The sequence below is a fragment of the Paenibacillus pectinilyticus genome (assembly GCF_001700435.1).
GTDB classification, from domain to species: Bacteria; Bacillota; Bacilli; order Paenibacillales; family NBRC-103111; genus Paenibacillus_E; species Paenibacillus_E pectinilyticus.
Genome location: NZ_LYPC01000027.1, coordinates 1,188,371 through 1,210,916 on the forward strand (window position 1 = coordinate 1,188,371; position 22,546 = coordinate 1,210,916).

General features: G+C 43.2%; 16 protein-coding genes and 3 pseudogenes. All 19 read left to right on the forward strand.

Annotated features, from left to right (window positions below):
- The first annotated feature begins 145 nt into the window (after positions 1–145).
- Positions 146–1,357 (forward strand): MFS transporter, encoded by a 1,212-nt coding sequence (locus A8709_RS26995; protein WP_065856960.1) that lies wholly within the window; start codon positions 146–148, stop codon positions 1,355–1,357.
- 26 nt (positions 1,358–1,383) lie between these two features.
- Positions 1,384–2,250, forward strand: a complete 867-nt coding sequence (locus tag A8709_RS27000) for an MBL fold metallo-hydrolase (protein WP_065856962.1) — start codon at positions 1,384–1,386, stop codon at positions 2,248–2,250.
- Positions 2,251–2,370: 120 nt separating this feature from the next.
- A pseudogene (sigK, locus tag A8709_RS27005) lies at positions 2,371–2,875 on the forward strand (RNA polymerase sporulation sigma factor SigK); the annotation flags it as partial.
- Between the two features lie 133 nt (positions 2,876–3,008).
- Positions 3,009–5,330, forward strand: a complete 2,322-nt coding sequence (locus A8709_RS27010) for a helix-turn-helix domain-containing protein (RefSeq protein WP_065856965.1) — start codon at positions 3,009–3,011, stop codon at positions 5,328–5,330.
- Between the two features lie 213 nt (positions 5,331–5,543).
- The gene (locus tag A8709_RS27015) at positions 5,544–7,109 is read left to right on the forward strand and encodes a type 2 periplasmic-binding domain-containing protein (protein ID WP_167357179.1); all 1,566 of its coding nucleotides are present in this window, start codon (positions 5,544–5,546) and stop codon (positions 7,107–7,109) included.
- Between the two features lie 71 nt (positions 7,110–7,180).
- Positions 7,181–8,143: an ABC transporter permease gene (locus A8709_RS27020; RefSeq protein WP_065856967.1), complete on the forward strand. Its 963-nt coding sequence runs from the start codon at positions 7,181–7,183 to the stop codon at positions 8,141–8,143.
- A 12-nt stretch (positions 8,144–8,155) separates the two neighbouring features.
- Positions 8,156–9,037 carry a carbohydrate ABC transporter permease gene (locus tag A8709_RS27025; RefSeq protein ID WP_065856969.1) on the forward strand — a complete coding sequence of 294 codons (882 nt, stop codon included), beginning with the start codon at positions 8,156–8,158 and terminating at the stop codon, positions 9,035–9,037.
- Between the two features lie 97 nt (positions 9,038–9,134).
- The gene (locus tag A8709_RS27030; RefSeq protein WP_065856971.1) at positions 9,135–10,058 is read left to right on the forward strand and encodes a dihydrodipicolinate synthase family protein; all 924 of its coding nucleotides are present in this window, start codon (positions 9,135–9,137) and stop codon (positions 10,056–10,058) included.
- Between the two features lie 3 nt (positions 10,059–10,061).
- Positions 10,062–11,225 carry a mandelate racemase/muconate lactonizing enzyme family protein gene (locus A8709_RS27035; protein ID WP_065856973.1) on the forward strand — a complete coding sequence of 388 codons (1,164 nt, stop codon included), beginning with the start codon at positions 10,062–10,064 and terminating at the stop codon, positions 11,223–11,225.
- A 22-nt stretch (positions 11,226–11,247) separates the two neighbouring features.
- Positions 11,248–12,198: a D-2-hydroxyacid dehydrogenase gene (locus A8709_RS27040; protein WP_065856975.1), complete on the forward strand. Its 951-nt coding sequence runs from the start codon at positions 11,248–11,250 to the stop codon at positions 12,196–12,198.
- Between the two features lie 20 nt (positions 12,199–12,218).
- On the forward strand, positions 12,219–12,710 hold the full coding sequence (locus A8709_RS27045) for a NanQ anomerase/TabA/YiaL family protein (protein WP_065856977.1): 492 nt from the start codon (positions 12,219–12,221) through the stop codon (positions 12,708–12,710).
- Complete coding sequence (locus A8709_RS27050) at positions 12,707–13,636, forward strand: dihydrodipicolinate synthase family protein (protein WP_065856979.1); 930 nt, start codon at positions 12,707–12,709, stop codon at positions 13,634–13,636. Before A8709_RS27045 ends, A8709_RS27050 begins: the two co-directional genes overlap by 4 nt.
- A gap of 109 nt (positions 13,637–13,745) precedes the next feature.
- Positions 13,746–14,873 carry a sialidase family protein gene (locus A8709_RS27055; RefSeq protein ID WP_065856981.1) on the forward strand — a complete coding sequence of 376 codons (1,128 nt, stop codon included), beginning with the start codon at positions 13,746–13,748 and terminating at the stop codon, positions 14,871–14,873.
- A 139-nt stretch (positions 14,874–15,012) separates the two neighbouring features.
- Positions 15,013–18,849 carry a galactose-binding domain-containing protein gene (locus tag A8709_RS27060; protein WP_167357180.1) on the forward strand — a complete coding sequence of 1,279 codons (3,837 nt, stop codon included), beginning with the start codon at positions 15,013–15,015 and terminating at the stop codon, positions 18,847–18,849.
- 24 nt (positions 18,850–18,873) lie between these two features.
- Positions 18,874–19,052: pseudogene (locus A8709_RS35280) on the forward strand (RNA polymerase subunit sigma-70); the annotation flags it as partial.
- A gap of 309 nt (positions 19,053–19,361) precedes the next feature.
- A pseudogene (gene sigK, locus A8709_RS27065) lies at positions 19,362–19,883 on the forward strand (RNA polymerase sporulation sigma factor SigK); the annotation flags it as partial.
- Between the two features lie 370 nt (positions 19,884–20,253).
- The gene (locus A8709_RS27070; protein ID WP_167357181.1) at positions 20,254–20,697 is read left to right on the forward strand and encodes a TnsA endonuclease N-terminal domain-containing protein; all 444 of its coding nucleotides are present in this window, start codon (positions 20,254–20,256) and stop codon (positions 20,695–20,697) included.
- Positions 20,698–20,824: 127 nt separating this feature from the next.
- Positions 20,825–21,766, forward strand: a complete 942-nt coding sequence (locus A8709_RS27075; protein ID WP_065856988.1) for a hypothetical protein — start codon at positions 20,825–20,827, stop codon at positions 21,764–21,766.
- A 393-nt stretch (positions 21,767–22,159) separates the two neighbouring features.
- Positions 22,160–22,405 carry a hypothetical protein gene (locus A8709_RS27085; protein WP_065856992.1) on the forward strand — a complete coding sequence of 82 codons (246 nt, stop codon included), beginning with the start codon at positions 22,160–22,162 and terminating at the stop codon, positions 22,403–22,405.
- The last annotated feature ends 141 nt before the right edge of the window (positions 22,406–22,546 follow it).

Genomic DNA, 22,546 nt, shown 5'->3' on the forward strand with positions numbered 1-22,546 from the left:
AGTATATTTGATATTCGTAGCGCTCGTGCGTAGCTATTAATCTGTGGGATACTGGTCGAGCATGCTGTGATAGATTTGGATGGCTGTGACAGGAATAACCTAAGTCCGTATCCGTATCCGTATCCGATGAAATGAAGGTGTTCATGTGTTTAGGCAGATCAAAGGAAACGCTCGGTTCTGTTTACTATTCGAGCCGATGTTCCTCATTCCGTATAATATGGTCATCACTTATGCTTCGGTATATATGCTTGAATTTGGTCTGAGCAATTCGCAAATCGGCCTGATTGCTACACTTAGCTCAACTCTTCAAGTGCTAACATCGCTGCTCAGCGGTTACCTTACAGACCGTTTGGGAAGAAAGAAAGCTTTGTTATTGTTTGATTTATTATGTTGGAGCATTCCTGCGCTCATTTGGATTGTGTCCAATAATTTTTGGTATTTTGCCATTGCGGCGCTCATTAACAGTTTAGTCAAAATTCCGTCCACGGCCTTCTATTGCCTGTTAATCGAAGATACTCCTGTAACGGTTCGGTCCAAAGTGTTTTCCATTCTGCAATTTACCGGTGCAGCCGGAGGAGTATTCGCTCCTCTAGCTGCCATATTGATTGCTCATTACAACCTAATTACTTCGGTTCGGCTTATGTATGCAATTTTTTTTATAAGTACAACTGCGATGATTATTGCAAGGCATTATTTTTTGTATGACACAGAAACAAGTGTTGCGAGGATGAATGAATCTAGCAAAGAAGACCTGCGGACGATCGCAAAGCAGTATTTGTCGGCGGCAGGGGTATTATTTCGTAACCGATCAGTTCTGCCAATCATGTTCGTGTATGTGCTGTTTAATATTCAAATTATTATTAAAAATACCTTTGTATCTCTCTATATGTTGGATACTTTAAAATTTAGCACCCCGTCAATTGCTTGGTTCCCAGCCATATCTTCGATTACTATGCTAGCCGCGCTTATTTGGGTCATCCCTCGGTTGAATCAGAGAAAAATGTTTGTTTACATTGTAATCGGTCTTGCCGTCACGGCTTTATCCTATGTACTTCTTCTTGTTTCCCCGGCTCAAAACTTATTCATGATGATAGTACTAGCCATGCTGAATGCAATTGGAACTTTACTAATCGTTCCCTTTCTGGAAGCTTATCTATCAAACATAGTTAGTGATAACGAAAGAGCCAAATTTTACGCTTTATTCTCCTTATGCGTTATGCTGTTTACTTCCCCTGCAGGTCTATTGGGGGGGTGGTTTTACGAAATGGGCCCGGGAATTCCCTTCATCTTCATCGCGATTGGTTTACTCGTGAGCATGGGGGTCATGATCATGTGCCGAAGACGAATACAATCTTGACTTGTAAGCAAAGGGGAGTGTAACGAATGGTGAAAGAACGCTTAAGACCTATTTACAACTCAGGAGATTCGTTGTTGAAAGAAATTCAAAGAACAATAGTTCCTGAAGGCGGAGTAGCTGTATGGAGTTTGGGTCAAGCTGGAGTACTGATAAAAGGAGGCATCTTTGAGGAAATTATTTGTGTAGATCCATATTTAACCTTTTCTATTGAATTGGAAGACCCAGATACCGAATTTAAGCGAGAAATTCCGCCCCCACTTTCTCCACAGGAGCTGGATGTAAACACGGTACTGATCACGCATTTTCATGGCGACCACATGGATTTGACGACGATCAAAGGTGTTTCTCAGGCGCATCCAGAGACGAAATTTGTCGCTCCGGCCTCACATGTGCATATGCTGCATGAGATAGAACTGGATGTAAAGCGAATCATACCTGCCAAGCAACAGCAAGTAATTTCGTTCAATGGAGTAACTATTACTCCTGTAGCGGGAGCACATACCGAATATGAGATGGATCAGGAAGGTCATGCGTATTATTTGGGTTTCTTTATTGATATTAACGGGGTAAGAATTTTCCATACCGGAGATACCGTTGTCACACCTGATCTGATCGAGCAGGCCACAAAATTTCAACCTCACGTAACATTGCTACCGATTAACGGAGGGGATTATGCCAGAACCTCAAGGGGGATTGTAGGCAACATGAACTTCCGTGAAGCAGCGGATTTCGGCGTTGAGATCGGTACGGATCTTCTTGTTCCCATTCATTTCGATATGTTTTCTAAAAATCGTGATAACCCTTCGTACTTCGTCGACTATTTGTTTCACAACTATCCCGGGCAGAAATTTCATATGATGTCGGCTGGAGAGCGATTGATATATTTAAAATAATTAGAAAATCAATGTAATTTGGTGTCTTAGGCTCATTCTAAATGAAGAATGGCTGCCTTCGTAGATAAATTAAGTGAATTTAATTCCCATAAAATGAATAAAATTAGTTGAGTTACCTTCAATACGGGGGAAGATTTGGAGGATTTGATCTCCATTGGGACGATCGGCCTGATCAAAGCTATCGAATCCTTCTCCCCAAACAAAGGGACCAAGCTGGCGACTTTTGCAGCACGTTGTATTGAGAATGAGATCTTGATGCATCTGCGTTCGTTGAAGAAAACACGCAAGGATGTATCCTTGCACGACCCGATCGGAACGGACAAAGAGGGGGAACGAGATTACGTTGATCGATATCCTCGGCAACGAAACGGACGATGTCGTGGATGCGGTGCAATTGAAAATTGAGAAGAGCAAGATATATCGCAATCTGGAGATATTAGACGACCGAGAGAAAGAAGTTGTTGTCGGAAGGTTCGGGTTGGAACTTGGTGGCGAGGAGCGGACGCAGCGGGAGATCGCGAAGGAGCTGGGGATTAGCCGCTCCTACGTATCGCGTATCGAGAAGCGGGCGCTGATGAAGCTGTATCATGAGTTTTATAAGATTCTCAAAACCTGGACGGCGTAGCCGTTTATTTTGATATATTATTTTTGGTCGAAAAGCGCTTACATCTCATGGTATACTTGTTTTGAAGAGAGTGATTGGGGGTAAGCAGGTGGTAGCAAAATGGAGGACAGCAATACGCTCCAAAAAGTTTTTTATGCGTTTGTTGATTGTAATTGGTATGGTGGGGTTACTTCCCATATTAGTAGCAAATGTTGTATCCTACTATTCCGTAACTTCCAAATTCAAAACCGAAACTATGGCTGGCAACGAGAAGCTGCTTGCTCAAACGGTTAGTGCAGTGGAGCTCATGTTTCATCAAGTGGAAAATACGAGCAGGCAACTGTTGTTCAGCCCCTCCATGCAGATCTTTCAATCCTACACGGATAGTGAAAAATACGAAGCGTATACGGAGCAAGATATCACTCACGACCAGGTGAATTACTACAATTACTGGCGGATGAAGGAAGAATCGCTTCGTTATATGGAGTCGTTTCGCGTGAACAACGATTTTATTGAATCGGTCTACTTCTATGATAGTGTTCGGAACCAAGTGCTGGATTTCGAAGCATCCAGTCCGCTTGTACAAAAAAACTTGGAAGCGTTTACCGATAATGCGTGGCAGTCTGAGGTTGATTCCCTAAGTCCGATGTCAGTCCGGGTATTGGGAACTCGAACGCTTCAGAAGGGCTTTCAGCAAAAGAAAATCATGACCATCGTTATTCGCACGTCGTTCGCCCACAATGCGTTTGCTATAAATATCGATGCCGATTACTTATTCAACAAAGCACTTAAGAAGCTCGATTCGGCCGATCATTACTACGTGGTTGACGGGGATAACCAAATTATAATGACTGACCAGCAGCAGAAACTTTTTCAAATTTGGTCTGCTCCAGCGAAACCTAGCAAAGTTAATATTTCCTCCTCTGTCATGAATATAGATGGTACAAAGCAAGTAGTTACATCCATTCACTCATCCGAATTGCCATGGACGTTTGTATATACGAGTGATTATAATCAAGTGTTACGAGGAACAAATGCTATTATGCGGACGGTTATATTGACAGCAGTGATACTCATTATGCTTATGCTCATTATCGTTTATTTCTCAACATCTAAGTTATATCAGCCGATATTGAAGCTGTCCAGCACATTACGTGCGGGACTTCAAGAAGTGAATGCTTCACAGAGCACGAGTGATGAACTTCAATGGATTGGCAGACTTATGCACTCCACCATCCTTGAGAGGCAAGAGCTGATTAGCAAACTTAATGATGCTTTGCCGATGTATCGGGAGCATTTTAAACTTTCTTTGCTTCGTGGTCAGAACCAAACGCTGGAACAGCTTAAGGAGAGGCTTAATTCACTCGGGATTAAGATGACAACTGGGGGATGCTTGCTTCTGCTCATTGAACAGGAACAAGTTATCGAACATGGCAATGGCGCTTCAATAGTCATTGAAAATCCCTTTGAAGAAGCTGTGAAAATGCTCGAACTAAAATCTTCTATTGAAGCATCTGGTTGCATGGAAAAGTCTTACGAATACGTTGAGGTCAACACATTGCGGCTTGCAGTCATTGTTCAATTGGAAGAAGAATTCAGCGAGAAAATGACTGCATTTTTTCGTGATTTACATAATAAATGGTTATCTTCGGGTACATTATGCAGCATAGGCGTCAGCCGATACGTCCATTCAATTGCACAACTTCCGCAAGCCTATTTAGAAGCGAAGGAAGCTTTGGAATACCGGCGGATGCTTGGTGGAGGTTCTTTCATTTGCATTGATGAAGTCGCACTTCCCGTAACCAATCATTTTACTTATCCAAAAGAAAAGGCGGATCTTGTTTATCGCTTTGTGAAGTTGGCGGATTCGGATGGAGCTGCCAAATCAGTAAATGATTTTATAAAGGAACTTGAGGTTCGCCATTTGCCTTTTGAACAATATCAGTCCTTGCTTGTTCACTTCCTGTCAGGTCTGCTGGAAGAATTAATTCGCATGGGGATTAATCCTGTGGTTCACAATCAAGGGGAAAACAATGTGTACACCGCTTTCCTGAAGCGCAGTACCATACCTGATATGAAGAACTGGCTGCTGGAATTTGTGGCAAGCGAGTGCCAAGCCGTTGCTGGGCAGCTAAACAATGATGATAATAGTCATATCTCACGGTTAATGGAACTTATCAATCAACAAATTGTTAGCGATGTTTCGCTGAGTGTACTCGCTACTCAGCTTGGATTGAATTCAGCTTACATAAGCCGGCTATTCAAACAGGAAACCGGTCAGAACTTCAGCGAATACATCAAGGAGCTTCGGATCGAGCGAAGCAAGCAGATGTTGGCGCAAACCGAATTGCAAATTCAGCAAATCGCAGAGCAGATCGGCTACAACAACTCGTATTACTTTATTCGCATATTTAAGGAAAGCGTTGGAATGACACCGGGCGAGTACAAAAAACTGATAAAACAATCGTCATCATAACCAACTTGCAAGCGATGGCCGTTCCTTCCGGTCCTCGCTTTTTTGATATAATACAACGATTATAAGAGTACATAAATATTTGACATATCTCAGCAATGTCAAAATGATATGTATCGATTTCGAAAAAAAGCAGATAGTGAAACGCTTTCAAAGATTGTATGGTAAAGGTGTAAGGGAAAAATAAACATGAAGAAAAGGGAGGATAAAGACAGGATGAACATGAAAAAATCCGTATCGATCACATTTTCTTTCGTATTAGTTGCAAGCATTTTCGCGGGCTGCAGTAGCAATAAAGTAGAGGTGACGCCTGCCGCTTCGACAACCGCAACAGCAACAACGGCAACAACCTCACCATCCGAGGCGCCGAAAGCTGCATCGATCAACATCTATATGAACAACGGGTTAGAGCAGACATACCCGCAAGGCAGTAACCCTGATAAACTGAAAGAGATGCAAAGTCTTGTGGCGAAAGAAACGGGAGTAACTCCTAATGTCATCATGGCGCCAAAAGGACAGCCAGGCCTTGACAAGCTTAATGCGATGCTTGCGTCTCAAGATAATTTTGATCTGTTCAACGCAGCATCATGGACGAGTCTTGCAGGGCAAGGAGCCATCCAGCCGATTAATGCAGCGCTTGACAAATACGGTCAAAATATCAAGAAATCGCTTCCTGCCGAAATGTGGAAGGAAGTAACCGATAGTAAAGGGAACATTTGGGGCATACCGAAAACTGCTCCAGCTAACTTATACCCGGTTTGGATCCGTAAGGATTGGCTGACCAAGCTGAATCTGCCTGAACCGAAGACACTTGAAGATCTTGAGAAAATTATGCAAGCCTTTAAGGACAAAGATCCAGATGGCAACGGCAAAGACGACACCATCGTTCTTGGCATGGATGGTGGTATGGGTCAATTGAAACAAGAATTCGCTGGCGGTTTTGTTGATCAAGGAGCCAATAACTGGCTCGACCCTGTAGATAAAAAGATCAAACCGATTGAGGTTAATCCGGGATATAAAGATTTGATCGCCAAGATGGCTGACTGGTACAACAAAGGCTATATTTACAAAGAAGCATTTGGCACATTTAATCCTGAAGATTTATTTAAGACAAATCGTCTTGGCATATGGACTGGATGGTACTCACGAGCAACTCTAATTGCAGGACCTAAAGCGGGTATCGATTATACCCCATATTGGTTGACTGGACCAAAAGGTAAGTTAGACACGGTGACTGCGTATGCCGATCAAGCATTTGTCGTACCGAAACAATCCAAAAATGTTGAAGCCGTCATTCGTTTTATTGATTGGGAGTTTAAAAGTCAAGACAACTATTTAACTTCTTACTTTGGAATCAAAGATCGTGATTGGAAATGGGTGGATGAGCAAGCGGGTACATATGCGGTGCTTGTGAAAGACATTTCAGCAGGTTATATCGGTGAGCTCCGCTGGGCGGCTGTCGCGAACTGGGAAAACAAAACAGTATCTACGGATGCGAGCACCAAAAAGCATAACGAATATCTCAAAAATTTTGTATACGTAAATGTTGCGGATTTTGGTAAGGAGCGTCCTGACAAAACGATGATTTACAACAACAAAGCTATAAGCGATGCTGTACCAACCAAAGGTGACATTGACCGTCTAACGGGTGAAGAACCGATTAAGTTCATTATGGGCGCAAGACCGTTGTCCGATTGGGATAAATTCCAGGATGAACTGAAAAAAGCAGGCATCGACAAGCTCACTGACGAGTATACAAAACAGTACAACGCAAGCAAATAAAATCAGAAGAAAGGGGGAATGGGGGAGAGTTGAATCCCATTTCCCTTTGATCCATAGGAGGAGGGATAATCATGAGTGAAATCGTACTGCAGCGCAAACAGACAGAAATAAGTACTCGGACACGCAGTTTGTGGAAGACGATGCTCATTTATAGGCATTACTACTTGCTTGTACTTCCGGGCGTTCTATACTTTCTCATTTTTCACTATGTTCCCATGCTCGGAATTGCGATTGCGTTTAAAGATGTTTCCCCATACAACGTTATCGGTGATTTACTTCATGGTCCGTGGGTTGGATTTCGTTTCTTTCAACAGTTCATGGATTCGGTCTACTTTTGGAATGTCATGGAGAACACGCTTCTAATCAGTTTATATAAGCTTTTGTGGGCTTTCCCGGCATCGATAGTTCTGGCGCTTATGTTGAATGAAGTTAGTCATGGATTGTTCAAGCGTGTAGTCCAAACGTTATCTTATTTACCACATTTTCTTTCCATGGTAATTGTTGCAGGTATTCTGGTAAACTTGCTGTCAACCGAGGTTGGTTTTATCAACGTCATTCTGAAATCACTTGGTTTTGATTCTATTTATTTCATGGGAAATGAAAATTATTTTCGCTCCGTTCTGGTAAGCAGCCATATTTGGCAAAGTATCGGCTGGGGCAGCATCCTTTACTTGGCGGCTATTGCAGGAATTGACCCGCAGTTATACGAAGCAGCGGAGATGGATGGGGCTGGCCGCTGGCGAAAAATGTGGCATGTCACCCTTCCAGGCATTGTTCCAATTATGGTACTGCTGCTGATTTTCAATGTTGGCGGGTTGCTGAATGCAGGTTTTGAGCAAATTTACCTCTTGTATTCTCCTCCAGTGTATAGGGTTTCTGATATTATCGATACCTATGTTTATCGGGAAGGCATTGGAGCAACACATTATTCTTATGCAACGGCGGTTGGATTGTTTAAAAACATAATTTCACTCATCCTCATACTTGCCGCCAATTTTACTGCGAAAAAAATGCAGCAGGAATCACTTTTCTAGGAGGTGGCATAGATGCCGCACGTTCGCCGCCGTCGGGTGGATTGGTTCACGATTGTTAACTATACCATTCTTATTCTGCTCAGTATAAGCTTCATCGCTCCGTTTATTAACTTGATTTCGACATCGATCGTTAGTGAAGAGGAACGATTTCGGAGAGGTATGTTCATTCTGATTCCTGAGCACTTTGATCTGTATGCTTATAAAATACTGCTGCGTCATGGTTCCCACGTTTACAGCGCGTATATGGTTACGATCTTGCGAGTTGTTGTTGGAACAGCGTGCAATCTGTTTTTTACTATTTTGCTTGCTTATGGTCTGGCCAAGCGGGGCATGCCCTTTCGTAACGGGATAGCAATGTTTGTTTTTTTTACAATGATTTTCCATGGTGGGTTAATTCCTAGCTATTTGCTTATTACGAATATTGGGTTAAGGAATTCCTTCTGGGTTATGATTATTCCGGGACTAATTAGCGCCTTTAACTTCTTTATCATACGTACGTTCTTCCTTGCCATCCCGCAGGAGCTAGAAGAATCGGCCTTTATGGATGGCGCTTCGCCTTTCGTAATCTTGTGGAAGCTGATTGTGCCGCTTTCCATGCCGTCTATTGTTACCGTCGGTTTGTTCTACGCAGTTGCTCACTGGAACTCTTGGTTTGATGCTGTCTTGTACATTAAGGACAATCATAAGTTCCCGATTCAAGTCGTCCTAAACAATATATTGTCTACGAGCACACTCGATGATGAACCTCAGAAATTCACAAACGGTCGCCTTCCTCCCGTGGAAACGCTAAAAGCAGCCATGATAGTAATTTCCACGCTACCAATTGTGTGTGTGTACCCATTTATTCAAAAGTATTTTGTTAAAGGCGCCATGATTGGTGCAGTGAAGGGGTAAGAACAAAATAAACAGCACTATTAGTGGTGTTCAGGGGAATAGCGTTAGTGAAGATCAAGTTATAACTAATAAGATTATAGTTGAAAGAGGGAACCATATGTCGAACCAAACCAATCTCATGCAAGGCATTATTCCTGCATTAATTACGCCTTACACAGCTTCTGGACAATTGAATGAGCCTGTTACCAGACAACTTGTTAGACATTTGTTAAAGAAAGGAGTAGGTGGATTTTATTTGAGCGGCTCCACAGGTGAAGGTTTTTTGCAAACGATTTCAGAGCGAAAAGCTTTTCTTGAGCTTGCACTTGATGAGGTTAAAGGGGAAGTGCCGGTGATCACACATATCGGCGCCATGGATACAGCAACTTGTGTGGAATTGACGCGGCATGCCGCTGATGTAGGAGCTGCAGCTGTATCAGCTGTCGCACCATTTTATTATAAGCATGGTTTGGAGCAAGTGAAGGAGCATTATCTGGATATCGCACGTGCAGCTGATATTCCACTAATCATGTATCATTTTCCAGCTATGACGGGAGTAAATGCTACTGCTGCTTTCTATGCAGAACTAGCCCAAGAACCAAACATTATTGGGGTGAAGTTCACATCTACGAACACTTTCGAGCTTCAACAGCTGATGGCAGCATGCGGTCCTGATTTCCTCGTATTCAACGGTCCAGATGAAGCCCTATTGGCAGGGCTGGCTATGGGTTGTTGCGGAGCAATCGGCAGCACGTACAATATTATGCCCGGTAAATTCGTTGAACTGTACAAGGCATTTCAACAGGGCGATTTGACTAGTTCGCGGGCTATTCAATTTGAAGTGAATGAAGTTATTGCAGAGCTAATAAAGTATGATTTTATCGCATTTGAGCGGGAAATTCTTCGTCTACAGGGCTTTGAGGTTGGAGCACCGCGCAAACCTATTCAGCAACTCACTGCTGAACAGCGCCAAAGTATAAGAACATTCGCTGAGCAATTTGCGTTCTTGGACATTCAAGAAGGGGTTAAACAGGAGGCTTAAGCGATGAAAATAACAGCAGTCAAACCAATTCTTGTTAGTGCTCCCTATGCGACACCAGATGATGCGGAGCGTGTATTGTGCTTGCAAACGGGCTATCGTCCTGCTGTCTTTGTGAAAGTGGAGACGGATGAAGGAATGTATGGGCTTGGTGAGACCTATGCGGGCGTTTATGCGCCAGAGGCAGCAAAGGCACACATCGAGCAAATGGCCCATGATTGGATTGGGCAAAATCCATTCTCCATCCTTGAGCTGATTGATCGGGCACGTGTTGCTAATTATTATATGGGACGGATGGGCATTACACAGGCATTCCTTAGTGGAATGGAAATGGCTTTATGGGATTTAAAAGGCAAAGCACTTGGGGTACCCGTTTACGAGCTATTAGGCGGAAAAGTGCATAACCAGATCAAAGCTTACGCCAGTGGTGGGAATAATAAGCCGTTTTCAGAACTAGAAGAAGAAATGCTTGGTTACGTCAATCAAGGTTATGGTGCGGTAAAAATTCGAATTAATTTGCTGAAAGACCTGGATGCGATTGAGGAAAAGGTGGCTTTTTGCCGCAGTGTGTTAGGGGCAGAAGTGGGGCTTGCTGTTGATGCGTGCCAAGGACTTGCTAAATATCCATGGCCGGTGAAAACGGCAATTGAAGTTTCACGCAGGCTCGAGGCTTACAATCTTCTCTGGATTGAAGAACCGGCGGAAGTAACCAATTACGAAGGCTTTGCAGAAATTCGTCGTCAAACGAATGTACCAGTCGCCGGAGGAGAGACAGTAACTAGTTTAGTGGAAGCAGAAGCTTATCTGAAGGCGGAGGCGCTAGACCTTTTCCAACCAGATGCCGCAGTCATTGGCGGTTTAGCCTCTTTCCGTAGGATCGCCCAAATGTGTGAGCGTAAATTCATTCCCATTGCTGTGCATGCGTGGTGCGGCGGAGTTGGGATTATGGGCAACTTTCATGCGGCATTCGCATCGCGGAACTGCACGATTCTTGAACTCTCGAATGTGCCGAATCCACTTAGAAATGAAATGATGATTGAGCCATTGAAATTTGAAAATGGATGCATTCAAGCGCCAACATTGCCGGGATTGGGTGTTCATTTGCCGGAAGATCTGGAAGAAAAATATCCTTACATACCTGGTTCGGTATATCGGGTGCCGCTCGGTTAAATTTGAAGGGAGGACTCTTGAGATGAGGCCACATGCATTAATAGCTGTGAACGCATTTTCGGATTTGCATATGAAACGAATTGGAGAAGCGCTATCGGGTTGGGCCACGTGGGAACGCATCGATGAGGCTGCTTCGGACGATATCTATGTTCCGGCTTTGTCTCGGTCGGACATCGCTGTAGGCTGGCCCAAAGCAGATCATGTCTTTGCCAGCAACCTCAAGTTGCTCCAGAGTGGCAGCGTGGGTTATGACGGCTATCTCGGCAGAAACTGGAGCAGCAAGCCGACATTTACCTACTGCAACGCTAAAGGTGTCATGTCGATTGCCGTAGCAGAGCAATTCGTGGCGATGATGATGGGGTTAACAAGGAGGATTCCCCAGCATGTAAGGGATATGGGGGAGAGACTTTGGCAGCGCGCGGAAACCTACGATGAAGTTTACGGAACAACAGCCCTTATCGTCGGAATCGGGGATATTGGTACAGAAATCGCTAGGCGCTGCTTAGGACTCGGTATGAATGTCATTGGGGTTCGGCGTAATACGGAAGAGCAGCATTCATTTATTAAGGAAGTATATGGCGTTCATGACTTGAAGAAAGTGATAGGTCTTGCCGATCATATTGTGTTAATTCTCCCAGGTGGAAACGGCACCGATCAGCTATTTGATGCAGATATATTTGCTGCAATGAAACCGGGAGCTTATTTCTATAATCTAGCGCGTGGCAGCATCGTAGATGAATCAGCACTATACAATGCACTTGCCACCAACCATTTGAGTGGTGCGGGGTTGGACGTGTTTGCCGTGGAGCCGCTGCCAGCAGAAAGTCCTCTGTGGTCATTGCATAATGTGATCATTATGCCGCATTCGGGAGGACGCTCCGTTCGGGAGTTTGATCGCATGTGTGACCTCTTTATCGCGAATGCTTACAATTTCAGAGATGACAAACCGTATGTAAATCCAATTAGATTGTAATCGGGGGAGTAAAGAGGATTATGATACTTGATTCAGTAAAACATTGGGATGCGAATAGAAACCAATATGGTGATGTCATACGTAATGCCATTGATTTTACGTTAGGCTTGAATGTGGATCGGATGGATGGCCGAATCGACATTGTAGATCAAAAGATGTTCGTTTTTCGAGCAGAGGGAAAGACCGAAGTTTGGGGAAATCGCCTTGGCGAATGTCATGCTAAACATGCCGATATTCATATTATTTTGGAGGGTGCAGAAGGTTTTGGGTATGCACCTGCCTCTGAAGAGCATCATCAAGTTGAGGACATGCTGGTGGAAAAGGACTACGCTTTATTCGATGAAATAGCTAATGAACAGCGTTTCATTCTCGAATCTGGTATGTTTACTGTGTTCTGGCCAGGTGAAGTACACCGCTCAGGCTGCAGCCATACAGGAGAGGGGAATTATGTTAAATTAGTTGTTAAAATTCATGAAAGTCTGTTTATTCCCTCTGAAGGAATGGACGCATGAGATCACTTAGTTCTGAAGAGATCGTTGGTAATTATGCAACATTGCTGCTACCTATTAATGAGGATGATTCCATCCATTTTGGAAAGCTGCAAGAGGAGATTGATTATTTGATCGGTGCAGGTGTAGACGGGATCTATTCGAATGGGACTGCTGGAGAGTTTTATACGCAGTCTGAAGATGAGTTTGTTCGTGTGAATGAGATGCTGGCTGCAGCTTGTGAAAAAGCAGGAATGCCCTTCCAAGTAGGCGCAAGCCAAATGAGCCCACAGCTTTCGCTCGTCCGAATTAAACAAGCTGTGCAGTGGCATCCGAGCGCCATCCAAATTATTTTGTCCGATTGGTTTCCATTGAAGGATGAAGAGGTAATAGACTGTTTGAAGAGATTCGCCGAAGCGGCTGCTCCAGTCGGGATCGTGCTCTACAATCCGCCTCATGCTAAGCGAATTGTTCCGCCAGAACTTTACGCTCGAATTCGGGCAGAGATTCCGAATATCGTAGGCATCAAGGTTGCCGGTGGTAATGACGATTGGTATAAAGCCATGAATACCCACGCGAAGGGAATATCGATCTTCGTACCGGGGCATTTCCTAGCTTCGGGTTATGCTCGGGGAGCGCATGGGGCATATTCTAATGTGGCTTGTCTTAGCCCACTGGGTGCTCAGCGCTGGTATGAGCGCATGAAAACGGATCTTCCGGGGGCACTCGAACAAGAAAAGCGGATCGTTCAATTCATGACTGAAAACATAACTCCCTACATTACTGTTCAAGGTTACTGCAATGCGGCTTGTGATAAGCTACTATCTGCCATTGGCGGCTGGGCGGAAGTAGGTACAAGGTTGCGCTGGCCATACAGGTGGATTCCTGCTTCGGAAGCGGATCGGCTGAGACCGATCGCCAGAGAGCTTATACCTGAAATGTTTATTTGATCAACTTGAGAATTCGATTTTAAAGCATATAGCGTCACGATTAGAGGTTAAAGTTAGCTGATTGAATAGGCTGGATGATTAATAAAAGCACGCAGGAGGTTAGTCAAATATGTTGGAATCATTCTTAACAAAGTTAAACCTGGAGCAATACGGTACGGAAGGATATCAGATGTATCGGATTCCTGGAATTGTTGCAACACGTCTCGGCACGGTACTTGCTCATTATGAGGCGAGAATGGGCGTAGGGGATTGGACGAAGCAGGATATTATTTTACGCCGCAGTACAGACAATGGTCAATCATGGAGTGATCGAATCATACTGGTTGAGGGAACCTCGACTGAAACCTTTCACAACGCTACGATGATTGTAGGAAAACATAGTGACACGATTTACTTTATGTGGCACCGAAACTATGCACAATGCTTCTTGATTCGAAGTGAGGACGAAGGGGGAACGTGGACGGAACCTACGGAAATTACAGAGGTATTTGAGAAATTCCGGACGGAGTATAATTGGAACGTCATCGGGAACGGATGCGGGCATAGTATCCAGTTGCGCAGCGGGAGGCTAGTTGTTTCTATATGGATGTCCAATGGTGGCCAAATTCACCGTCCCTCCGTACTGTCTAGTATTTACAGTGATGACAACGGTCTAACCTGGCAAAGGGGCTCCATTATATGGAATGAGGATGGTTTGGTAAATCCAAGTGAAGCAACCGTTGTAGAACTATCTGATGGAAGCGTGATGATGAACTTTCGGCATGAATCTCCCAATAGGAGACGTGGAGTTGTAATCAGCCATGATGGCGGCGCCACATGGGGGGATGTAAAATACGACGAACAGTTGCCAGATCCCATATGCGAGGGTCATTTACTTCGAATTGCATTTCCGGAAATTCAAGGGTTCAGCGGTATTTTATTCAGTAATTGTGCATTCGATGGAGAAGGCGACATCATAGAGAGGGATTGGCATGGCAGTGAGCAGAAATTTCTTTGGGGGTCTCAGTCTCGAAAATATTTGACAGTACGATTAAGTCTAGATGAAGGTGTAACCTGGGCATACAGTAAAATGCTTGAAGAATTTTCAGGATACTCAGACCTAGCCATCAGTCCGGATCGTAAAACCATCTTCTGTTTATACGAACGTGACTGGGTGGATGGTGAAAATGCCTTTACAAAGTATTTGGCAGTTGCAACCTTTAATTTAGCTTGGTTGACTGATGGAAGGATGGCATAGACGACAACAAAGCCAATATAATGACTAGCAAATAGCTACGCAAACGAAACAACAGGGCGTCTCACGTTAATTCATCACTGGATGAAGATTGAGGCGCTCTTTGTTTATAGAGTGTTACACAAAAGGAGGAATAAGAATGATGGCAAAAAAGTATTTACAGTTACTCGCAATGCTTATTTTCTGTTTCAGTCTAGCAGCCGTAATCGCCTCGCCCCACCCCGTAAGCGCTTCGACTGTATTGACTAATGATGACTTCAATAGCGGCACGATGCCAGGATGGACGTTAGATCAAAGCGGTGGCACGATAACTGTCCAGAACATCCCAAGCTCTACGGATAAAAGTGTACGGTTAATCGATACAAGCGCAACCAGCCCCGTATCAATGACTAAAATCTTTACAGCACAAAATTACATGATTACAGCTGAATTCAGCTTGCGCGCCGAGCAACTTAACCAGGGAATTGCAGCTACACTTCAAGACAGTACAGGCGCAAGCGCCGCTCAAATCCGACTTGACGCTAATGGCAAGATTCGCTATACGGATATTACTGGTACTGTGGACCTTCAATCTTATACAACTGATACATTCTATGATTTCAAAATTGTTGCCGATGCGAATTCGGATAACTTCGACGTGTATATTAACAATGTACTCGTGAAAACTGACCGTCAGACTATATTGAATGTCGCTCTCATTGACCGAATTGTGATTAACACGTTTGTTAGCGGTACAGGAACGTTCTATGTCGATAATGTCAAAGTTTCAACCGATGGCAGCAGTTCCACTGAATTGTCTAATGATGACTTCAATAGCGGCACGATGCCAGGATGGACGTTAGACCAAACCGGCGGTACGATAACTGTTCAGAACATCCCAAGCTCTACGGACAAAAGTGTACAGTTACTAGACACAAGCACGACCAGCTCCGTGAAAATGACTAAAACCTTTACAGCACAAAACATGATTACAGCTGAATTCAGCTTGCGTGCCGAGCAACTTAACCAGGGGATTGCAGCTACACTCCAAGACAGCACTGGCGCAAGCGCCGCTCAAATCCGACTTGACGCGAATGGCAAGATTCGCTATACGGATATTACTGGTACAATGGACCTTCAATCATATACAACTGGCACATTCTATGATTTCAAAATTGTAGCCGATGTCAATTCGGATAGCTTCGACGTATATATTAACAATGTTCTCGTGAAAAATGACCTTCAGACTATATCGAATGTCGCTGTCATTGACCGAATTGTGATTAACACGTTTGTTAGTAATACAGGAACGTTCTATGTCGATAATGTCAAAGTTTCAACCGATGGCAGCAGTTCCACTGAATTGTCTAACGATGATTTCAATAGCGGCACGATGTCAGGATGGACGTTAGACCAAACCGGCGGTACGATAACTGTTCAGAACATCCCAAGCTCTACGGACAAAAGTGTACAGTTACTAGACACAAGCACGACCAGCTCCGTGAAAATGACTAAAACCTTTACAGCACAAAATATGATTACAGCTGAATTCAGCTTGCGTGCCGAGCAACTTAACCAGGGGATTGCAGTTACGCTTCAAGACAGTACAGGCGCAAGCGCCGCTCAAATCCGACTTGACGCTAATGGCAAGATTCGTTATACAGATATTACTGGTACTGTGGACCTTCAATCTTATACAGCTGGCACATTCTATGCTTTCAAAATTGTAGCCGATGCGAATTCGGATACATTTGACTTGTATATTAACAATGTGCTGGTGAAAACTGGCCTTCAAACTATATCGAATGTCTCTCTTATTGACCGAATTGTGATTAACACGTTTGTTGTCAATACAGGGACGTTCTATGTCGATAATGTCAAAATTTCATTTCCTTCCAGCAGTGTTACTACGTATAGTGCACCCACAAGCTTGGTCGGATTCGAGAATTTATTCCCCTCTGATTATTATTCCGTTGTGGTGAATGGCAAAAAACCTTTCGTTTACATGACAAAAAATGACATACCATCAACAGCATCTGAGTACGAAAGCGATATCCAGAGCGCTTCCTTCGCCAATTTCGCCTCAAGCGGTCCAATCAACGTAGACATCTTTTATAATGGCACAATCAATAGCGTTACGGTAAGACCGAAATCAGACGCGATTACACCAACGGTTAGCGGCAATAAGATTAGTTTCTCACTGTCATCGCCAAAGAAACTGTCGGTTGAAATTAACGGTCGGGCTAACCCACTCTTTCTTTTTGCCGATGCCAGTGAGACGAATGTGCCCAGTCCATCAGACCCGAATGTCATTTATTACGCACCAGGTGTGTACGATATTGGAACGGATGTCGATATTCCATCGAATAAGACTGTGTATATAGCCGGCGGAGCAATCGTAAAAGGAACCTTCTTCCCGGGAGATACACATGACACAGCAGGAAGCACTAATACCGTTTATTCCGGTACAGCAGCAAGCAATATTGCAATCAAAGGCCGAGGAATTCTATACGGCGGTCATCTAGATCCCGCTAATAAACAAGGTATGATTGCTGCATCGGGCGTCAATGGAATGACACTAGAAGGCATCACAATAATCGATTCTCCTTATAAAATGGCACAGTTTTACGGCGCCGTGAATGTAACTGTCACGAATGTTAAAGACATCTCATGGCATGGAGAGACAGATTTCATTAATGCCTCTGCTTTTAATATCACTGTCGATGATTGCTTTGTAAGAAATAACGATGATTTCGTTAACTTCTCCCAAAGCAGACATGCTATCGTTAAAAATAGCGTCGTGTGGAATGGAAATTGGGGCGGTGGACCCGGTGCTTCCCGATCATACTTCTGGGATACCTATGATGTTCTTTTGCAAAATATCGATATCATACGACTTGGAAAAATTGACGGAAAAAGGGGAGCCTTCTGGTTTAGTGGAGAGGAAGACAGACAGTTAAAAAATATTATGTACGATAACATACGTCTTGAGGACGGCGTCGAACAACTCATTATGTATAACAATCTGGATTACCCTAGTACAGGTTGGGGAATACCAACAAGATCTTCAAAAGTCAACAATATATACTTCAAGAATGTAGCGGTCAATGACAGTATAGCCAATGTTACTGGAGGCGTTATTCGGGGATATAGTCCAACCTACAACATGCAGAATATAACATTCGAGAATCTGACTTACACGAATGGTTCCACGTTAATTACTAATGCTTCACAAGCGGGTATTGTGGCCAATAGCAATGTAAGTAATTTATCTTTCGCTGCTCCTATTACCGCAATTAAGTTAACGAACTCCATGGAGGATCTCTTCTATAGCGGCAGCAGTGTCACCTTTAAAACAGATGTCTCGGGATACTCTGGCAGCATTACACAAGTCGAATTTTACAAGGATGGCGTCCTGCTTGGCTCAGACACGACCGCCCCTTACAACTATTCCCTAACGACATCTGTCAATAGCAGCGATACTTATGCTAGCTCGTATGTAATAACAGCCAAGGTGATTGGTTCGGCAGGAAATGTCACCTCCGCACCTTACTACTTGACGGTATATGAGAGTTCTGCTATTACCATGAATCAACGTTCTTCCGACAAAGCATATAACAAGACGGCTACTGCTTCTTCCACACCTGACACAACCAAGACAGCCTCGTCCGCTGTCGATGGCTATAATCACCGCGACTTCTACTGGAAGAGCGACACGAGCAACACAAACTGGTTAAAAGTAGATCTAGGATCAACGCAATCCATAAGCAGAGCTATCATTAATTGGAAGGACTTGAATAGCGCACAATCGGCAACCATTGAAGTTTCAACAGATAATGTCAACTGGACGCCCGTTTATACCATTTCGAGTGCCGCAGATAATTACAACGATTGCAAGTTCACCTCGGTCAACGCTCGTTATGTTCGAGTAAACATGACAGCCAAAAATCCGAACAGCTACAACAATAGCTACATGATCTGGGAACTGGAAGTGTACTAAACCAGTAGCGATTTCTTGTTTAATGTGGTATCGCAGCTTCGCTCGCTGAAGAAATCGCGGAAAGATGTATCCTTCCATGATCAGATAGGAACGGATAAGAGGGGGATGAATTTACGCTGATTGATATCCTCCGCAGCGAGGCAGATGACGTGGTGGACGCGGTCCAGCTCAAGATTGAGAAATCAAAGATTTATAAGAATGTATCTTAGTAAAAGCATAGGCATACCTGAAGGCGGTTGCGCTGGATCTGTTCCAACCTGATGCGGCAGTAATTGGCGGACTATGCGTCAGAGCTCCGTCAGCTATCTGGATTACGGAGCTCTGAATAAGAAATAGGGACTTCTTAATAAACTCGTTCAAAAATCGAAGTTTTTTAGTTGTCAGTTATCCTTTTATCACTCCAACTTTGGTCTGTTTGGAAATCGAACAATGGTGGTTGTACCACGAAGAATTAAATGAATTGAAGCTCTGTTGAAGTTGGTGAACTCGTTATACTTTGATCATTTACCTAGCTTCGTGTTCACATCCTCAAAAAATTCGACAATACAGGAGAAGATTTATTAGATTTGATCTCGATCGGGACGATCGGATTGATCAAAGCGATCGAATCTTTCTCTCCGAACAAAGGGACAAAACTGGCGACGTTCGCCGCGCGTTGTATCGAGAATGAGATCTTGATGCATTTGCGCTCATTGAAAAAGACGCGTAAAGATGTTTCCTTGCATGACCCGATCGGAACAGATAAAGAGGGGAACGAGATCACGCTGATCGACATTCTCGGCAGCGAAGCAGACGATGTTGTAGATGCGGTGCAGCTGAAGATCGAGAAGAGTAAGATCTATAAGAATTTGGATATTTTGGATGACCGGGAAAAAGAGGTTGTCGTCGGCCGGTTTGGGCTAGAACTCGGCGGTGAGGAGCGGACGCAGCGGGAGATTGCGAAGGAGCTGGGGATTAGTCGGAGCTATGTGTCGCGGATTGAGAAGCGGGCGCTGATGAAACTGTATCATGAGTTCTATAAGGCGAAGCGGTGAGTACTATCAGGGCAATGTTCTAATAGTCACCTAACCAAGAAGGTTAGGATCACGGCCCCTTACGGCAATTTAATCATTACAAAATCGATAATGGCCGCCTTGGAAGTAAACAGCATGCCATATCTCCTGAAAATGATCGCCTTATAGTGACATTGGAATAACATTCTGTATTTAAACAATGAATACTTTAGGAGCTGCATCGGGGCTGCTTAAGCATCTGGTATAATATCCTTCTAAAATGCAAAGCAATATACCGGATTCTAAATGAAAAATGGCGTTCTCAGGCTCATCCTGGGGCCGCCATTTTATGTTTGAAGGCCCGGCTGCACTCCATTGGGTGAACGCATATTTTATTTTAGGGGGTATTATGATGAACAGAGGCCGCGCGATACTTAAAACACAGTTGAATAGACTTAAGGATGGTAGAGGTCAAGGGTACGGAAAAGATTATGAGCCCTTCATTCAAGCAAGTGACAATAAAGCACCTTCTGAAGGATATCTTATTAGGGAATTGGGGTGGAAAACTGGTAGAATTCACCACATTCTTTCTAAAGAAGAATGTCGCTATCTCATGGTATTAACCTGGCCAGATACTGTCGTCGATATAAGAGAACAATACCCACTTACACCGATTGAACGGAGTATCGAAATTGCTGAGCAGTTGAATATTAAGCATGCACATCTCGATGGTGAACCAGTTCATGCAACGACCGATGTTATGATCACAATTGAGACAGAGAAGGGATTGAAAGATGTTGTAAGAACAGTTAAGCCTCCAGATAAATTAACCCCAAGAACCTTAGAACTTTTTTAAATTGAGAAAACCTTTTTTAAAGAGCAAGGCATCGATTGGGGAATTATTCTATCTTCACATTTACCTATGAATCTTGTGAAGAATCATTACAGAACTTACGAATACAATCGGGGTTCCAATTATCGTTATGGGTACGTTTAAGTCGCTCTATTTATTCAACAAATTTTTAGCTAATTCCAGACGAGGAATTCCCGATTCTTTCACTGAAAACATTACTGATCGGATGTTAGAAGATAGTGATGAGTGGGAACAACTTATCAAGGCTCTATGGGATCTGCAGTACACGCTCACAAAGACAGAGCTTACCGAAGAATTAAAGAAAGCGATGTATTACCATAGTATGGGTATCCCTGATATTACTGTGAAATTATTCATGCACGTTCAATGCCAAGCCATTCTACAAGGGGGATCGGAAGTTATTACCCTTGGTTTAATTCATGCTGTCGCGAATCGCAGTTTGAGATTGTTGCAACCATTATTTGAAAGAATAAGAAGAGGTGACACAGCCGCGTTAATTGAGCATGAGGATGTAAAACATGATTGGACGGAATTTAACGATTATTTAAAAGAAGTCAATCATAGAGTTTATGTGCACGGTGAACTCGCAAAAGATCATGAACGTGCTATTCAATTGAATAGAAAGGATGAAATACTGACGGATCTCATACAATTTGCAAGTAAGATGGTTGATATTGAGAAAGCTGAGCACCTTTCTAAAACTGTGTATAATGCTAGTAACGGCATGGGGGAAATTGGCTCCATGTATGAACAATTAGCAGATCTAATTTTGAAGCAAAAGCAAACAAGCACAAGAAAGAAAAAGGAAAATACGATTGCCCTGCCTAAACTTGCGAAGATAAATAAGGAAAATCCTTTAATGGAGGCAGATGATATTAGGTATATCGTGAATAATGGAGCAGCTGACTCAGACCCCATCTCCAATAGGTCCATCCACTACATAACCGTGGATGGACTTTCTTTTTTAGAATGGGTGAGAATTAAATTTTTTACCCATTTTTATCGGTTTTGCCGCGGGAATGTTGGCGCAACCCCTGATTGTTTATTTTAAAGATGAATGCTGTTTCAGATATTTAGTTGGTGCTACCATAGTCGTTTGAAACGTTGGATTGATCGCTTTAATGGCGTTGCCACCAAGTATTTGCAACATTATTGGGCTTGGTTTCGATATATCGACAACAAGGAACATGAGAATACTGCATCTAATAAAAAGAATATGCTGGTCACTTCTTGCCTTTTTACTGTGAATGAGACGAACCAAAAACTTCAGCTTTCGACATTCTCTAATTGAAATGGCAGGATAGCACCGCATCTATAACATTCTCCCATATAACACAAGAAGCATTATAAATCTGTTGGGAAAATACATTTTAGTCAGCGATTTGAATTTTGTGGTGGCATCAATATATAATAGTTTGGATGAAAAATATCGGAGGCGATAATCATGGCTTTTTTTGCTCAAGCTACTGTACCATTTAATTATCAGCAATTTAAGGAAATGGCGGAAAAAACGTCAGGAGGAAAATTACCTGATGGTATGAAAATGAACATTATTTCTGAGGGTGAAAATGGGACAACTGTTATTACAGCAGTTTGGGAAACAAAAGAGAAAGCAGAAGCATTTTTTAAGAACATACCAGGAGAACAAAAACCCAAACTTTATCAAATTCATGAAATTAACCAAATTTAAGCTCAGCCATTTTTATCATATTATTTGGTGGCGTTTCTTAAATAATGGGAAACGAAAGACTACACAAAATCCTCATCCCTTCTTTCAGGATGAGGATTTTTTTGTTTTCACCTGGTGGTAATACAGAATAAATTGCTGTTA

What these genes read in the sequence shown, in the direction of transcription:
- A8709_RS27000 (WP_065856962.1), top strand. Translation starts at nt 1,384, where the DNA reads ATGGTGAAAGAACGCTTAAGACCTATTTACAACTCAGGAGATTCGTTG.
- A8709_RS27010 (WP_065856965.1), top strand. Translation starts at nt 3,009, where the DNA reads ATGCGTTTGTTGATTGTAATTGGTATGGTGGGGTTACTTCCCATATTA.
- A8709_RS27015 (WP_167357179.1), top strand. Translation starts at nt 5,544, where the DNA reads ATGAACATGAAAAAATCCGTATCGATCACATTTTCTTTCGTATTAGTT.
- A8709_RS27020 (WP_065856967.1), top strand. Translation starts at nt 7,181, where the DNA reads ATGAGTGAAATCGTACTGCAGCGCAAACAGACAGAAATAAGTACTCGG.
- A8709_RS27025 (WP_065856969.1), top strand. Translation starts at nt 8,156, where the DNA reads ATGCCGCACGTTCGCCGCCGTCGGGTGGATTGGTTCACGATTGTTAAC.
- A8709_RS27030 (WP_065856971.1), top strand. Translation starts at nt 9,135, where the DNA reads ATGTCGAACCAAACCAATCTCATGCAAGGCATTATTCCTGCATTAATT.
- A8709_RS27035 (WP_065856973.1), top strand. Translation starts at nt 10,062, where the DNA reads ATGAAAATAACAGCAGTCAAACCAATTCTTGTTAGTGCTCCCTATGCG.
- A8709_RS27040 (WP_065856975.1), top strand. Translation starts at nt 11,248, where the DNA reads ATGAGGCCACATGCATTAATAGCTGTGAACGCATTTTCGGATTTGCAT.
- A8709_RS27045 (WP_065856977.1), top strand. Translation starts at nt 12,219, where the DNA reads ATGATACTTGATTCAGTAAAACATTGGGATGCGAATAGAAACCAATAT.
- A8709_RS27050 (WP_065856979.1), top strand. Translation starts at nt 12,707, where the DNA reads ATGAGATCACTTAGTTCTGAAGAGATCGTTGGTAATTATGCAACATTG.
- A8709_RS27055 (WP_065856981.1), top strand. Translation starts at nt 13,746, where the DNA reads ATGTTGGAATCATTCTTAACAAAGTTAAACCTGGAGCAATACGGTACG.
- A8709_RS27060 (WP_167357180.1), top strand. Translation starts at nt 15,013, where the DNA reads ATGGCAAAAAAGTATTTACAGTTACTCGCAATGCTTATTTTCTGTTTC.
- A8709_RS27070 (WP_167357181.1), top strand. Translation starts at nt 20,254, where the DNA reads ATGAACAGAGGCCGCGCGATACTTAAAACACAGTTGAATAGACTTAAG.
- A8709_RS27075 (WP_065856988.1), top strand. Translation starts at nt 20,825, where the DNA reads ATGGGTACGTTTAAGTCGCTCTATTTATTCAACAAATTTTTAGCTAAT.
- A8709_RS27085 (WP_065856992.1), top strand. Translation starts at nt 22,160, where the DNA reads ATGGCTTTTTTTGCTCAAGCTACTGTACCATTTAATTATCAGCAATTT.